Here is a 14460-nt window from a genome sequence, read left to right on the forward strand (position 1 = left end):
AGCAGAATCATTTGTTTTAAATAAACTTTTTATTACATTTTCGAAGCCAATTTTATGAGTAAATTCTTTAAGCAATAACAATCCTGTATCAGAAGATAAGTCACCACCATCAAAATTTAATCGTATTTTACTATTGCTTTCTAAACAAATATCATATAAACTAAACATTGAGAACCCTCCCTTTGTTTGGTATTTGTTTAGCAACTATATTATAACAAATTTGGGCCCTCTTTTTCATGTTTTTATTTCACTTTTTAAGTGAAATGCAGTTTAGTAAAAAATTAAGTTAATATGGGCTATAGAACTCTTTTAAATAAATTCCATGAATAATTCAGGTTAATAATAGATAACCCAAGGGAAGATGATATATGTTTTGAATGTGAGAACAAAATAAACTGTATTGAATATGCAGAGGTGTGCTCACCGATATTGGTAGAAAATAATGTAGTAGGAGTAATAGGGTTAGTTGCTCTATCAGAACAGCAAAAAATACAATTAAATAACAATAAAGAAAACCTTATTAAATTTTTAAATAAGATGAGCGATATGCTGAGCACTAAGATTTCTGAGATGAATATTTGTGAAAAACAAAATTTGCTGATAAAACAGATTGAAACCATAATAAATTCAATTGATGAAGGAATAATAGCTATTGATTTAGATAAAAATATTTTATTTAAGAATAAAATTATAAAGGATATTTTAAAGGAAGAAGAGACGAATTTATTCATATCTAAACTACTACAGGATGATATATATAAAGATATTCTTTTAGGTAGAGAAATTAAAAACATACAGTTTGGAATAGAGAATAGAAATTTTTTAGTTTCTATTAAGCCTATTGTGTATTCAAACAAGCTTCAGGGTATTATTTTTTCTTTAAAAAATATGAAGGATATAAACAAAATAATTAGAGATATGACACTTATTAATAGCGATACGACCTTTGATAGTATTATAGGTAAATCAGAAAAATTTTTAAAGGCAATAGAGATAGCTAAGAAAACTTCAAGGGCAGATTCTACAGTATTAATACTTGGAGAGAGTGGAACGGGTAAAGAACTGTTTGCAAGAGCTATACACAACGAAAGTAAAAGAAAAAAAAGGCCCTTTGTTGCAGTAAACTGTGCAGCTATACCAGAATCTCTTCTTGAAAGTGAGCTTTTTGGTTTTGAAGAGGGGGCCTTTACTGGTGCTAAAAAGGGAGGAAAAATAGGAAAATTTGAACTTGCACAGGGTGGAACTTTGTTTTTGGATGAAATAGGGGATATGCCTCTGCATCTACAAGTTAAGCTCTTAAGAGTTCTTCAAGAAAAATATATTGAAAGAATAGGAAGCAATAGGCAGATAGAAGTAGACATTAGAATAATAGCTGCAACACATAAGAATTTAGATGAGATGGTGTTAAAGGGAGAGTTTAGACAGGATCTATATTATAGGCTAAATGTTATTCCAATAAAGATACCTCCTCTTAGGGAAAGAAGAGATGATATAAAGGTACTAATGGATTATATACTTAATAAATGCTGTTTAAAACTAAATAAAAATATAAAGGGATTTACTGAAGATGTATATGAGATATTTTTAAATTACCATTGGCCAGGTAATGTTAGAGAATTAGAAAATATAATAGAATATCTTGTTAATATGGAAAATGGAGAATATATAACCTTTGATAAAGTTCCTGAAAAGTTAAAAAGTAAAAAAGGTGAAGATATAACTATATTTGACTTAAAATATCACGAGAAAAATTTAATAAAAGAGGCACTAAAGAAATTTAATTCAAAGGATGAAGCTGCAAAGGCGTTAGGTATAGGAAGGGCAACTTTGTTTAGAAAGATAAAGGAGTATGGATTAAATTAGTATCAAAATGATACCATTAGTATCAAAATGATACTAATGGTATGAGTCTATAGAATATAAGATTTGTATGGGCATTAAGTATCAAAATGATACTTAATGCCCATTTATTTATGTATTTTCGTTGGCATAATCTTTGCAATATTAATGTAGTCAAGATTATACTTGGAGGTATTTAATATGAAGAATATAATAAAAAACGTTTTAAAACAAGAAGTTGTATTGGCATTAGGATGTACAGAGCCAGTAGCAGTTGCTCTTGCATCAGCTTCAGCATATAGTGTAGTAAAAGGAGATATAGAAAAAATAAATGTTATAGTAAGTTCAAATATATTTAAAAATGCCTTTGCGGTAGGTATTCCAGGAACTAAAAATGTAGGTCTTCATATTGCTGCTGCATTAGGTGCAATAGGAGGGGATTGTAAGTTAAAACTTGAAGTGTTGAAAAATATAAATTCAAATCACGAAAAAGAAGCTAAAAGAATAGTTGAAGAAGGAAAAGTTAGAATAGATGTTGATGATTCAAAGGCAATATTTTATATTAGGGTTGAGGTACTCACAAAAAATGGATTAGGAGTTTGTGAGATAAAAGATAAACATTCAAATATAGTTTATCTTGAGGCAAATGGTAAAGTGATATATGAAAATAGAGAAGTAGCTGTAGGCTCTTCAAAGGTAAATTTTGATTTAAAAGAATTCAAATTGTTAGATTTGATACACGAAATAATAGATATGAAGGATGAAGAATTAGAGTTTTTATTGGAGGGTGCAGAAGTAAATATTAAAATTGCAAAGGAAGGTTTAAATAATAGTTATGGAATGGAGATAGGTAAGAGATATAAAAAGATGATGGAAGAAGGCATTATATCAGATGATATTCAAAATAATATTATAATGATGACAGCAGCAGCTTCTGATGCAAGAATGGCTGGTTGTTTTATGCCTGTTATGAGTAGTGCAGGTTCTGGAAATCACGGAATAACAGCTATAATACCAGTTGCGGTTTGTGCAAAGCTTTTAAATAAGGATAATGCTCAGCTTGTTAAGGCACTTGCTATATCACATATTACAACTATCTATATAAAGCAATTTACAGGAAGATTATCAAGTGTTTGCGGGTGCGGGGTTGCAGCAGGTGTTGGTGCAGCTTGTGGTATATGCTATCTTCTTGGAGGAAAGGATAAGGAGATGGAGAATACTATTAAAAATATGGTAGGAGATATAAGTGGTGTAGTTTGTGATGGTGCAAAACCAGGATGTGCAATAAAATTGTCAACAGCAGCAGCTGCTGCCTATAAAGCAGCATTGCTTGCAATACAAGGAGTGTGTGTACCTTGTGGAAACGGTATTGTTGGATGCGATATAGAATCTACAATTAGAAATTTAGGTATATTTACAAGAGAAGGAATGAAAAATGTTGATAGAACAGTAATTAATATAATGCTAAAAAAAGAATACGAGTTTGTGTGCTAATTAAGTAGAATACCATTAACAATAGTTTATAAATTGTTAATCAATCTGTTTAAAAAGTTATATATTGATTAGCCCCATGAAGGATTTCTTAGGCATTCATTCATTTCGCCAAGCAATTCTAAGTTTATGAAAGAGCCTATTGAAATCTTTTCATGGGGCTTTTTTATACTTTAGCTAACAAGCGGGTTTGTCATCAATCTGATTAACAATAGTTTATAAATTGTTAATGGTGTTTTTTGTTTTGGAATATTATAATAGAATAAAAGGAGGTTGATAGATTTGAATAAAATGGATATTTTAAACAAAATAAAAGAGGAAGAAGTTGAATTTATATATCTTCAGTTTACTGATATATTTGGAATAATGAAAAATGTTGCAATTACTGTAAGTGAGCTTGAAAGAGCTTTAAATAATGAAATTGTTTTTGATGGTTCATCAATAGATGGATTTGTTAGAATAGAAGAATCTGATATGTATCTTTATCCCGATACAGATACATTTTTAGTATATCCTTGGTATTCAAGCTTCGGAAAAGAGGCAAGATTTATATGTGACATATATGATTCAGAGGGTAAACCCTTTGAAGGAGACCCAAGATACGTTTTAAAGAGGGTATTAAATGAGGCGAAGGAGATGGGGTATTCTATTAAAATAGGCCCTGAATGTGAATTTTTCTTATTTAATACAGATGAGTTTGGTAAACCAACATTAATAACTCACGATGATGCAAGCTATTTTGATTTAGCACCTGTAGACTTAGGAGAAAATGCAAGAAGAGAGATGGTTTTAACGCTTAATAAGATGGGATATGAAGTTGAAGCATCACACCACGAGGTTGCACCTGGACAACACGAAATAGACTTAAAATGTGATGATGCATTATACTCGGCAGATAAAATAGTAACATTTAAACAGGTGGTAAGAAAAATAGCTAAAAATCACGGATTGCACGCTACATTTATGCCTAAACCAATATATGGAATACCAGGTTCAGGACTACATACAAATATATACGTATACAAAGGCGATGAAAATTTGTTTTATGATAAAGATGATAAATTAAACTTGTCAAAGGAGGCATATAGTTTTATAGCTGGAATAATGGAACATGCAAAGGCTATATGTGCTATAACAAATCCAAATGTTAATAGTTATAAAAGGTTAGTATCAGGTTATGAAGCTCCTATGTATATATCTTGGTCCTGTAAAAATAGAAGTCCTTTAATTAGAGTTCCTTCAAGAATAAATAAAAATGCAAGGATAGAACTTAGAAGCCCAGATCCATCCTGTAATCCATATTTAGCATTAGCTGTTATTATAAAGGCAGGATTAGATGGAATAAAGAGAGGATTAAAACCTTGTGAGCCAGTTGATAGAAATTTATATGAAATAACAGATGAGGAAAGGTTAGAAGTTGGGATAGATTTGCTTCCTCAATCACTTAGAGAAGCGGTTAAAGAATTAAAGAGGGATGAGCTAATTAAGGAGGCATTAGGAAGCCACGTTTATAATAGATTTATTGAAGCAAAAGAGATGGAATGGAAGGAATATAAAAGTGTAGTTACATCTTGGGAAGTAGAAAGATATTTAACTAAGTATTAATGAGGGGCTAAATATGGATAGACTTAAAATAGCAGTAGGAGATAATGATGAAGAAATATTAAAATCTATTCAGATTATGCTAATTCAAATGGGATTTAATGTGGTTGCAACCGAAAAATCAGGCTCTTCGCTTTTAAGAAAAATACGAAGCATAAACCCTGATGTTGCTTTAATTGATGTAAATTTAAAGGGATTATCTGCCTTTGAGATAAGTGAGGTAGTTGAAAAACAAGGAATATGCCCTTGCATAATAACTATTAAAGGAAGTGTAGATGAGTATTTTGATAAATTAAAAGATAAGTTAGTATTTGCGTATATTCAAAAGCCCTTTAATCAGACAAGTTTGAGATATGCAATAGAATCAGCATATTTTAACTATAAAAATTTAATGGATATGGATAGGAAGTTAAAGGAGAGAAAGCTTATTGATAAGGCAAAGGGTTTAATAATGAATAAATATAATTTAACAGAAGACAAGGCATATGAATATATAAGAAAAAAGAGTATGGATAAAGGCGTGAGTATGGCTAAAATTGCCCAGGTAATAATTGATATAATAGAACAAAATAATAAAAATGGAGGGGATAAAAATGAAAAGGATTGATTGTAGAGGACTTGCTTGTCCAAAGCCTGTAATTATGACAAAAAAGGAATTAGATAGTATGATTAATGGTGAGGTTGAAGTTATAGTGGATAATCAGGGAGCAAGGGAAAACCTTTCAAAACTTGCACAGAGCTATGGATTTGAGTATAGTATATCAGAAGATTCAGAGGGAATACACGTAATAATAAAAAAGACTGAGAATAAGAACAGTAATTTAGCTGAAGATGAAAAAAATATTGTAATAGCTATTACTTCAGACTGCTTTGGACACGGAGATGATGTATTAGGTAGAACTTTAATGAAGAGTTATATATATTCATTAACAGAAGTTGAGAAAAAACCAAAGACATTAATATTTGTTAACGCGGGAGTGAAATTAACTACAGAGGGTTCTGATGTATTAGAGAGCCTTAAAATCTTAGAACAGCAGGGAGTGGAAATATTATCCTGCGGAACATGCTTGAATTTTTATAATTTATCAGATAAATTAAAGATAGGTTCTGTATCAAATATGTATACAATAGTTGAAAAGATGCACGAATCAACAAATACTATAAAAATATGAGGTTGATAAAGAGATGGAGTATATTATAGTAACATTTGAAAGTACTAATTTTGCAATACAAGCAGAGTCAGTATTAAAATCAAGAAACCTTAATATTCAAATAATACCAACACCAAGGGAGATTACTTTAAGTTGTGGTATATCTATTTTAACTCAAATTGAAAATCTTAATGAAATAGATGAACTTGTTAAATTAGGTAAGATAAGAATTAAGGAAGTATATAAGTATGTTAAAGACGAGGTTAAGACACTTGAAAGATTAAGACCATAGGTCTTAATCTTTAATTTTGAGGAGGTGAAGTTATGAATATAGTTAACAAATTTAAAGAGGCAGTTGAGAGCAATTTAACTCAGGAAAAAATAATAGATGGTTCTTTGAAGTTTATTAAAGCAATTGCAATAATTATAATATGTTTAATAATAATAAAGATAGGTGAAAAAATAATTCATTCGTTTTTTGAAAGACAGAAAAAATCAAAGTTTGGCTTAAATGAAAAGAAGGCTGCAACTCTTCAGGAACTTTTTAAGAGTTTATTAAGGTATTTAATGTATTTTGTTGCAGCAATTTGGATATTTGACATTAAAACTGTTATAGCTGTAACAGGAGTTGCAGGTGTTGCAATTGGTTTTGGTGCTCAAAATTTAGTTAAAGACATTATATCTGGAGTTTTTATATTATTCGAAGATCAATTTGCGGTGGGAGATTATGTAGTTATAGATGGTTTATCAGGATTTGTTGAGGCAATAGGTATAAGGGTTACAAAGCTTAGGGATTTTTCTGGAGACCTACATATAATTCCTAACGGAACAATAAGTAAGGTTACAAATAAAACAAGAGGAAATATGAGGGCACTTGTTGATGTAGATATTGCCTATGAAGAGGATATAGACCATGCAATATCTGTTATAAAAGAGGTATGTGAGGATGTAAAAAAAGATTTTGAAGACATTGTTGAAGGCCCAGACGTTGTTGGAGTTGTAAAATTAGGTGAATCTGGTATAACTATAAGAGTGGTGGCAAAGACTATCCCGATGAAACAGTGGGCTGTTGAAATGGAGCTTAGAAGAAGAATAAAATATAGATTAGATAAAGAAGGAATAGAAATACCATATCCAAGAAGAGTTATATATAGCAAGGAAGGAGGAAAGTAATTGGTAAAAGTATTTAATTTAGGAGATATAGTTGAGACAAAAAAAGAACATCCTTGTGGAAGCAAGACTTGGGAGATTATAAGGCTTGGTGCAGATATAAAAATAAAATGTACAGGTTGTGGAAGAATAGTTATGCTTCCAAGACCAAAATTCGAAAAGTCTGTTAAAAAGATAGTAAAATCGGCTGTAGAAGAAAATAGTGACTTGACTTAAAATTGATAATGTGTTAATATAGAGGAGTTGTAATCCCTGCTCATTTTATGAGCCGTTTAGTCCGGAGGGAGGAGGTGAACTATAATGAGAAAGTACGAAGCACTATATGTTTTAGCACCAAATTTAACTGAAGAAGAAATAAAGGCAAATGTAGAGAAGTTCAAGAATGTTGTTGTTAATGGTGGTGGAGAAGTAGAAAACATAGACGAGTGGGGCAAGAGAAAGCTTGCTTATGAAATAAACCACGTTAACGAAGGATACTATGTACTTATGAACTTCTCAGCTAATTCCGAACTACCAATGGAATTAGACAGAGTGCTAAGAATCTCCGATAGCGTTATAAGACATCTTGTTGTTAATTTACAAAAGTAATTTTTAGGTGGTGTTTAAATTGAATAAAGTTATTTTAATTGGCAGATTGACAAAGGACCCTGAACTTAGATTTACAGCTGGGTCTGGTATTGCCGTAGCCACCTTTACTGTTGCAGTAGACAGGAATTACGTAAGTCAAAGTGGACAAAGAGAGGCAGATTTCATACCAGTTATTTGCTGGAGAAAACTTGCTGAAAATGTTGCAAACAACCTGGGAAAAGGAAGGCTTGTGGCAGTATCTGGGTCTATTCAGACAAGAAAATATCAGGCTCAAGATGGTAGCACAAGATATGTAACAGAGGTTGTTGCAGAAGAGGTTAAATTTTTAGATTGGCCAAAGGACGGAGGTTCGGCACAAAGAGGAGCTTCAGGCATGTACGGCCAAAGTTATGAATCTCCAATTGATGATTATAACGGTGGAGATTTTATTCCAGTTGATGGAGAGGAAGAAGTTCCATTCTAGTCTAATTCTTGAGGTAAGGAGGGTAGAAAGATGGCAAACGCAAAAGGAAACTTTAAGCAAAGAAAGAAAAAGAGAGTATGTGCTTTCTGTATGGATAAAGTTGAATACATCGATTACAAGGATGTAGCAAAACTTAAGAAGTACATCACAGAAAGAGGAAAGATTCTTCCAAAGAGAATCACAGGAAACTGTGCAAAGCATCAAAGAGAGCTTACAATAGCAATAAAGAGAGCAAGAAATATAGCTCTTCTTCCATATACAGCAGAATAATAAAGTGCCTAAATTTTAGGCACTTTTTCTTTTTACAATAATAATAAATATGCTATAATTGTATTAATGTAGACATAGAAATTTTTGGGGGGGTTTATATGTTTAATGCCGAAGAACTAAATATATTGGATAATATAAAACTCATAGAGAATTATAAAGCATTTTTACTTTCATCTGTTGCAGACCTTTTTACAAGTATGGCAAAGGGAAATAAATCAAGCACGGATGAAATAACAGATGAATTGTCAGAAATAATAATATTATCCTATATGCTTGGAAGAAGATTGGGTATAAGCTTTTCGGAAATAGATGAAAAGGTAATAAAGAAGCTAAAGCTTGGTCTTTTAAAGGAGGAGGCAGATACACAATATCAAGATTGTGCAAAGCTTATATCATACATTAGAGAAGGAAGAGAGGTCTGATTATGCAAAATAGAACATCCACTCGTTCAATTGTAGAAGCAGGTTTATTGACTGCAATAAATGTTGTATTAATATTAGCAAGTATATATGTTCCATTTTTATATTTTGTAGGAATATTTTTATGGCCTATACCTATAGCACTTACGTTTTTAAGACATAATTTTAAATATAGTTTATTATCTGTTATTGCAACAGGTGCAATTGTTGCCTTTACAGTTGATCCGATTACTGCTGTTTCTTTTGCTATAATCTATGGTGCACTTGGACTTGTGATGGGGTATTGTATAAAAAAACAAAAGTCAGTTATTACGACCTTTACTTTTATGTCTATAGTTGTGTTTATATCAACAGCAGTGCTTATTAAACTATCTAATTTAATTTTAGGTCAGGATATACTAAAATCAATGATACAGATGTTAGATGAGTCAGTAAAAATAACTAAAGAAATATATGGCGGATTAGGTGTACCACAAGAACAGATAGATTTACTTTTAAAGAAGCTAATACCAAGTCCAGATATTATTATAATGGTATTTCCAGTTACTATGCTTTTATATTCATTAATGAGTGCCCTTGTAAGTTATCTATTTGCATATAAAATATTTAATAGATTTGGCTATAAGGTAGAAAAAATAAAACCACTCTCACAGTGGTATATTCCTGTTAAGCTTGCAACAGCAATATTAGTTATTGTATTGGTGAGTTTTATTCTTGTTGTAACTAAATTTCCAAATGCATTATCATATTACTATAATGCACAAATTTTATTTAGTTTTGTATTTACTATAAATGGTATTGCAGCGGTTGATTTTTATTTTATAAAAAGAGAAATGAAGGGATTTTTAAGGTTTTTAATAATCTTCTTTATTATGACTTCACCACTTTCAAATATTATATTTATAATAGGTATAATGGATTATATATTTAATTACAGGAAACTTGATTATAAAAGAATAAGAAAATAAAAATTCCTCGCAGGAGGAGATATTATGGATAATAAATTTTATAGATTTTTTCCTAATACTAAACTTTATATGTTTTTTATAGCAGTTCTATTAGCCTTATTAATGTTTTATAACTATCCTATAGGAATAATAGGATTAGTTTTTTATGCTTATCTTATTTACTATAATCTAAAGATAAATAAAATAAGGAGTCAGGAGTTTTCTAAGTTTGTAGAGACTCTTTCGGCTGACATTGACATTGCTGGTAAGAACACACTATCCAAAATTCCTATTCCTCTTGTTATAGTAGATAGTAGTGGTAAAATACTTTGGGCAAATTCTCTTTTTTATATGAATACAAAAATAAATTTGTATGGTAAAGATATTAGGGATTTTATTGGAAATTTTGATTCAAGTTTAATATTAAAAAATAAAGAGCATTTCTTTGAAAAGGTGATAATAAAAGATAAAATATTTAACGTTTTGGTAAGTCCTGTTGAGGCAGAGAAGGAAAAGGATAGATATATATTTTTATTATATTTTATTGACTATACTAATTATTATACTTTATATGATATGTATAATGAGAAAAAATCAATTGTAGCACTTTTAGAGGTTGATAATTTTGATGAGGTTATTAAAAGTACAGAGGATATAAATAGGCCTACACTTCTTGCAGAGATTGATAACAGGATAAATGCATTTGCCTATTCTATAGATGCTCTAATTAGAAAATATGATAACTATAAATATATATTAGTTTTTGAAAATCATCATTTTGATACATTAGTAGAAAATAAATTTGATATATTAGACAAGATAAGAGAAATCGATGTTGGTAATAAAATACCTGTAACATTAAGTATTGGTTTAGGTAGAAATGGAGAAACAATAGCAAAAACCCATCAATTTGCAGTAGCAGCAAAGGATCTGGCATTAGGTAGGGGAGGAGACCAAGCTGTTGTTAAAGACGGTGATAGGTTATCCTTCTATGGAGGAAAGACAAAAGAGGTGGAAAAAAGAACAAGGGTTAGGGCAAGAGTTATAGCCCACGCAATTTCAGATTTGATAGAACAAACAGATGAAGTTGTAATTATGGGACACGAAGTTCCAGATATAGATTGTTTAGGGGCTTCTCTTGGTATGTATAGGGGAGTAAAGCTTTGTGGTAAAGATGCCTATATTGTTTTAAATACAGTTAATAGCTCAATTGAAAAAATGATGGAGAAGGTAATAAGGTCAGGACATTACAATGGAGTTTTTATAAAAAATGAAATAGCATTGCAAAAAGTTATGGCAGGTGCACTCTTGATTATAGTAGATGTTCATAGAAGGAGCCTATTGGAGTGTCCTGAACTTGTAGATTATGCAAAAAACATAGTAATAATTGACCATCATAGAAAGAGTGCTGATTTTATAGAAAATGCGACTATGAATTATATAGAACCATATGCAAGTTCAACCTGTGAACTTGTTACAGAAATACTTCAATATCTAAAGGAAAAGCCCCAGATTGAACAATTAGAGCTTCAAGCTCTTATGGCTGGTATATATATGGACACTAAGAATTTTTCCTTTAAAACAGGTGTTAGGACCTTTGAAGCTGCAGGGTTTTTAAAGAAAAACGGTGCAGATATAATAGAGGTTAAAAAGCTGTTTATGGATGATTTAGAGACATATAGGGAAAGGACAAAATTAGTTGCAAGTGCAGAAATAAATGATAAAATAGCAATTGCAGTATATGATGGTACAGTTAAAAACCATTTAGTTATACCTCAGGCTGCAGATGAGCTTCTAACCTTAGAAGGTGTTGAGGCCTCCTTTGTGCTTGCAAAAGTAGATAATGAGGTTATAATAAGTGGAAGGTCCTTAGGTAATATAAATGTGCAATTAATATTAGAAAACTTAGGTGGAGGAGGCCATATGACTATAGCTGGTGCTCAGCTAAATAATGTAGATATAGAGGATGCAAAGAAATTGCTTTTAGAATCAATAAAAAAATACTGTAAGGAGAGTGACGAAAGATGAAGGTAATATTAAAGGCTGATATTAAGGGTGTAGGTAAAAAGGATGAGGTTATAAATGTATCTGATGGATATGCAAGAAATTTTTTATTCCCAAAGAAACTTGCAGTAGAAGCAACAGAGGGTAATTTAAGGGTTTTAGAGGAACAAAAGGCTAAGGAAGCAGAGAAGAAAAGAGAAGAGATAAAAGCTGCACAGGAACTTGCAAAGAAGCTTTCTACATTAACTGTTGAAGTTGCTGTTAAGGTTGGAGATAATGGAAAGATTTTTGGTTCAGTTACATCAAAGGATATAGCAGATGCATTAAAGAAGCAACATAATATAGATATTGATAAAAAGAAGATAGATTTACCAGAAGCTATAAAGATTGCTGGAGTATATACTGTTGATGTAAAAGTATATCCAGAGGTTACAGGAAAGCTAAAGGTATCTATTTTACAAAAATAGAGAGGAGTATTTGATTGAATAAAAATAACTTAGCAGTTGATTTAAAAAATAACTTTACAAATATGATGAATGACATCGATGTTCAAGTTGAAGCACTTAAGGAACTACTAAACAAACTATATGGTGAAAAGTATCTTAATGATGTCCTAAAAAAATTGAATTTAAAGAAACAGTATAAGAGTGATAAAGTAGAGGAAAAGATATATGTTTTACAGAGGTTAATTTTAAAAAAGGATGATTATATAGATAATCCAATTGAATGCCTTCAAGAAATAAAAAAAGAGCTTTCTAAGAAGATAGCATTAAGACACGTTGAGGATGAAATTGATCAAGAGGTTGAAAAGTATCTTCTTGAAAAACAAGACAAGCTTATAGAGGAAGTAAAATTGAGTATAATCAAAAAGAAAAATGGTGCAGAAAACAGTAAGACATTAAAAAAGCTTGTGGAATTACAAAAGTTTGATACAATTAAACTTTCAAAGTCAATAATGGAGTTTTTAAGACCTGAAAATAAGGATGAGATTGTAGGACAAGAGAGGGCCTTAACTGCACTTGTATCAAAGCTTTGTTCACCATATCCGCAGCATATAATACTTTATGGCCCTCCAGGTGTTGGAAAAACTACAGCTGCAAGATTGGCATTAAAGATTGCAAAGGAATTTAAAACATCTGTATTTAATAATGATGCACCATTTGTAGAAGTTGATGGAACAACATTAAGATGGGATCCAAGAGAGATAACAAGCCCACTTTTAGGTTCTGTACACGATCCTATCTATCAGGGGGCAAAGAGGGATTTTATTGAAACAGGAATTCCAGAACCAAAGCTTGGACTTGTAACTAAGGCACACGGTGGAGTTCTCTTTATTGATGAAATTGGAGAAATGGATGAAATGCTTCAAAATAAGCTTTTAAAGGTTTTAGAGGACAAAAGAGTGGAGTTTTCATCATCATATTATGATCCTGATGATGAGAGTGTACCTCTTTATATAAAGAAACTTTTTAATGAAGGAGCACCTGCGGATTTTGTATTGATTGGTGCTACAACAAGAGATCCAAGCGAAATAAACCCTGCATTAAGGTCAAGATGTGCAGAGGTCTACTTTGAACCTTTAACAAAAAAGCATATAAGACAAATTGTTTTAAATGCGGCAAACAAGTTAAAAATTAAAATAGAAGAAGGGGCAGTAGATGCAATAAGTGAATATACCCTTGAAGGAAGAAAGGCAGTAAATATACTTGCAGATGTATATGGGTATGTTGTACAAAAGAGAGGAACAGAAAATATTACAATAACTCTTCAGGATGTATATGACGTCGCAGCACTATCAAGATTAACGCCTCAGTTTAAAAACTATTCAAAGGAATCTAAGGAGATAGGAAAGACCTATGGACTTGGCGTATATGGATTTTTAGGTTCTGTTCTTGAAATAGAGGCAGTTGCCTTTAAAAAGGATTCACCTTCTGGTATTGTTAGGTTTAACGATACTGCAGGAACTATGGCAAAGGATTCTGTGTTTAATGCAGCAACAGTAATTAGGCAGATTACTGGTGAAGATTTATCAAATTATGATGTTCACGTTAATGTAGTAGGTGGAGGTAATATAGATGGCCCTTCAGCAGGACTTGCAATAACACTTGCTATTTTAAGTGCAGTTGAGGAAAAGCCTCTAAGACAGGATGTAGCAATAACAGGTGAAATATCATTAACAGGAAGTATAAAGCCTGTTGGAGGTATACCTGAGAAAATATATGGAGCTCTTCAGGGAGGAATAAAAAATATTATTATTCCAAAGGAAAATATGAAGGATGTTCCTATAAATGTTGAAGAGGTTAATATAATACCTGTAGACCATATAAAAGAAGTACTTGATATTGTATATTAGGAGGCAGGTAACAGCTAAAATAATTTTATAAAAAATTAAAAAACTCTATATACGATTGATAAAAATACGGAACAAATTTTAAGAAATTGGGACAGAGATAATAGACTAAAACCTGCTTATATTGAACCATCTGGATTTAGATATTATTAAGGAGCTGACTGAA

17 protein-coding genes are annotated in these 14460 nt (G+C 31.2%); 16 read left to right on the forward strand and 1 reads right to left on the reverse strand.

Annotated elements, in window-relative coordinates; translation table 11 throughout:
* On the reverse strand, positions 1–168 hold a 168-nt coding region (locus BUB63_RS13295), incomplete at its 3' end, for a transposase (protein WP_200790142.1).
* Positions 169–429: 261 nt separating this feature from the next.
* Here BUB63_RS13295 and BUB63_RS02550 point away from each other — a divergent pair.
* The 16 genes from BUB63_RS02550 to lonC all read left to right on the forward strand — a co-directional run bounded on the left by BUB63_RS02550 (position 430) and on the right by lonC (position 14297).
* Entirely contained in the window at positions 430–1863 is a 1434-nt protein-coding gene (locus tag BUB63_RS02550) for a sigma-54 interaction domain-containing protein (protein ID WP_073247840.1), read from the forward strand.
* A 177-nt stretch (positions 1864–2040) separates the two neighbouring features.
* On the forward strand, positions 2041–3333 hold the full coding sequence (locus BUB63_RS02555) for an L-cysteine desulfidase family protein (protein ID WP_027308698.1): 1293 nt from the start codon (positions 2041–2043) through the stop codon (positions 3331–3333).
* A gap of 288 nt (positions 3334–3621) precedes the next feature.
* Positions 3622–4935, forward strand: coding sequence for a type I glutamate--ammonia ligase (gene glnA, locus BUB63_RS02560; RefSeq protein WP_073247879.1), 1314 nt, complete (start codon positions 3622–3624; stop codon positions 4933–4935).
* Between the two features lie 13 nt (positions 4936–4948).
* Positions 4949–5539: an ANTAR domain-containing response regulator gene (locus tag BUB63_RS02565; protein ID WP_027308696.1), complete on the forward strand. Its 591-nt coding sequence runs from the start codon at positions 4949–4951 to the stop codon at positions 5537–5539.
* Positions 5526–6104, forward strand: a complete 579-nt coding sequence (gene yedF, locus BUB63_RS02570) for a sulfurtransferase-like selenium metabolism protein YedF (protein ID WP_073247841.1) — start codon at positions 5526–5528, stop codon at positions 6102–6104. Before BUB63_RS02565 ends, yedF begins: the two co-directional genes overlap by 14 nt.
* Before the next feature lie 13 nt (positions 6105–6117).
* Positions 6118–6375: a putative Se/S carrier protein gene (locus BUB63_RS02575; RefSeq protein ID WP_073247842.1), complete on the forward strand. Its 258-nt coding sequence runs from the start codon at positions 6118–6120 to the stop codon at positions 6373–6375.
* 32 nt (positions 6376–6407) lie between these two features.
* On the forward strand, positions 6408–7256 hold the full coding sequence (locus BUB63_RS02580) for a mechanosensitive ion channel family protein (protein WP_073247843.1): 849 nt from the start codon (positions 6408–6410) through the stop codon (positions 7254–7256).
* Positions 7257–7469, forward strand: a complete 213-nt coding sequence (locus BUB63_RS02585; RefSeq protein WP_027308692.1) for a DUF951 domain-containing protein — start codon at positions 7257–7259, stop codon at positions 7467–7469.
* An 84-nt stretch (positions 7470–7553) separates the two neighbouring features.
* Positions 7554–7841: a 30S ribosomal protein S6 gene (gene rpsF / locus BUB63_RS02590; protein ID WP_027308691.1), complete on the forward strand. Its 288-nt coding sequence runs from the start codon at positions 7554–7556 to the stop codon at positions 7839–7841.
* Positions 7842–7860: 19 nt separating this feature from the next.
* Positions 7861–8304, forward strand: a complete 444-nt coding sequence (locus tag BUB63_RS02595; protein ID WP_073247844.1) for a single-stranded DNA-binding protein — start codon at positions 7861–7863, stop codon at positions 8302–8304.
* Positions 8305–8334: 30 nt separating this feature from the next.
* Entirely contained in the window at positions 8335–8574 is a 240-nt protein-coding gene (gene rpsR / locus BUB63_RS02600; RefSeq protein ID WP_027308689.1) for a 30S ribosomal protein S18, read from the forward strand.
* A gap of 98 nt (positions 8575–8672) precedes the next feature.
* Positions 8673–8996, forward strand: coding sequence for a MazG-like family protein (locus BUB63_RS02605; RefSeq protein WP_073247845.1), 324 nt, complete (start codon positions 8673–8675; stop codon positions 8994–8996).
* 2 nt (positions 8997–8998) lie between these two features.
* The gene (locus BUB63_RS02610; RefSeq protein WP_073247846.1) at positions 8999–9961 is read left to right on the forward strand and encodes a YybS family protein; all 963 of its coding nucleotides are present in this window, start codon (positions 8999–9001) and stop codon (positions 9959–9961) included.
* A 24-nt stretch (positions 9962–9985) separates the two neighbouring features.
* Positions 9986–11968 carry a DHH family phosphoesterase gene (locus BUB63_RS02615; protein WP_073247847.1) on the forward strand — a complete coding sequence of 661 codons (1983 nt, stop codon included), beginning with the start codon at positions 9986–9988 and terminating at the stop codon, positions 11966–11968.
* Positions 11965–12411, forward strand: coding sequence for a 50S ribosomal protein L9 (gene rplI, locus BUB63_RS02620; protein WP_073247848.1), 447 nt, complete (start codon positions 11965–11967; stop codon positions 12409–12411). The genes BUB63_RS02615 and rplI overlap by 4 nt, the downstream gene beginning before the upstream one ends.
* A 62-nt stretch (positions 12412–12473) precedes the next feature.
* The gene (lonC, locus tag BUB63_RS02625; protein ID WP_073247880.1) at positions 12474–14297 is read left to right on the forward strand and encodes a Lon family ATP-dependent protease; all 1824 of its coding nucleotides are present in this window, start codon (positions 12474–12476) and stop codon (positions 14295–14297) included.
* Positions 14298–14460: the final 163 nt, after the last annotated feature.

Source organism: Caloramator proteoclasticus DSM 10124 (genome assembly GCF_900129265.1).
GTDB lineage: Bacteria > Bacillota > Clostridia > Clostridiales > Caloramatoraceae > Thermobrachium > Thermobrachium proteoclasticum.

Excerpts from the sequence above, each read along its gene's own strand:
- BUB63_RS02555 (WP_027308698.1), top strand. The coding sequence starts at position 2,041 with ATGAAGAATATAATAAAAAACGTTTTAAAACAAGAAGTTGTATTGGCA.
- glnA (WP_073247879.1), top strand. The coding sequence starts at position 3,622 with ATGGATATTTTAAACAAAATAAAAGAGGAAGAAGTTGAATTTATATAT.
- BUB63_RS02565 (WP_027308696.1), top strand. The coding sequence starts at position 4,949 with ATGGATAGACTTAAAATAGCAGTAGGAGATAATGATGAAGAAATATTA.
- yedF (WP_073247841.1), top strand. The coding sequence starts at position 5,526 with ATGAAAAGGATTGATTGTAGAGGACTTGCTTGTCCAAAGCCTGTAATT.
- BUB63_RS02575 (WP_073247842.1), top strand. The coding sequence starts at position 6,118 with ATGGAGTATATTATAGTAACATTTGAAAGTACTAATTTTGCAATACAA.
- BUB63_RS02580 (WP_073247843.1), top strand. The coding sequence starts at position 6,408 with ATGAATATAGTTAACAAATTTAAAGAGGCAGTTGAGAGCAATTTAACT.
- rpsF (WP_027308691.1), top strand. The coding sequence starts at position 7,554 with ATGAGAAAGTACGAAGCACTATATGTTTTAGCACCAAATTTAACTGAA.
- rpsR (WP_027308689.1), top strand. The coding sequence starts at position 8,335 with ATGGCAAACGCAAAAGGAAACTTTAAGCAAAGAAAGAAAAAGAGAGTA.
- BUB63_RS02605 (WP_073247845.1), top strand. The coding sequence starts at position 8,673 with ATGTTTAATGCCGAAGAACTAAATATATTGGATAATATAAAACTCATA.
- BUB63_RS02610 (WP_073247846.1), top strand. The coding sequence starts at position 8,999 with ATGCAAAATAGAACATCCACTCGTTCAATTGTAGAAGCAGGTTTATTG.
- BUB63_RS02615 (WP_073247847.1), top strand. The coding sequence starts at position 9,986 with ATGGATAATAAATTTTATAGATTTTTTCCTAATACTAAACTTTATATG.
- rplI (WP_073247848.1), top strand. The coding sequence starts at position 11,965 with ATGAAGGTAATATTAAAGGCTGATATTAAGGGTGTAGGTAAAAAGGAT.
- lonC (WP_073247880.1), top strand. The coding sequence starts at position 12,474 with ATGATGAATGACATCGATGTTCAAGTTGAAGCACTTAAGGAACTACTA.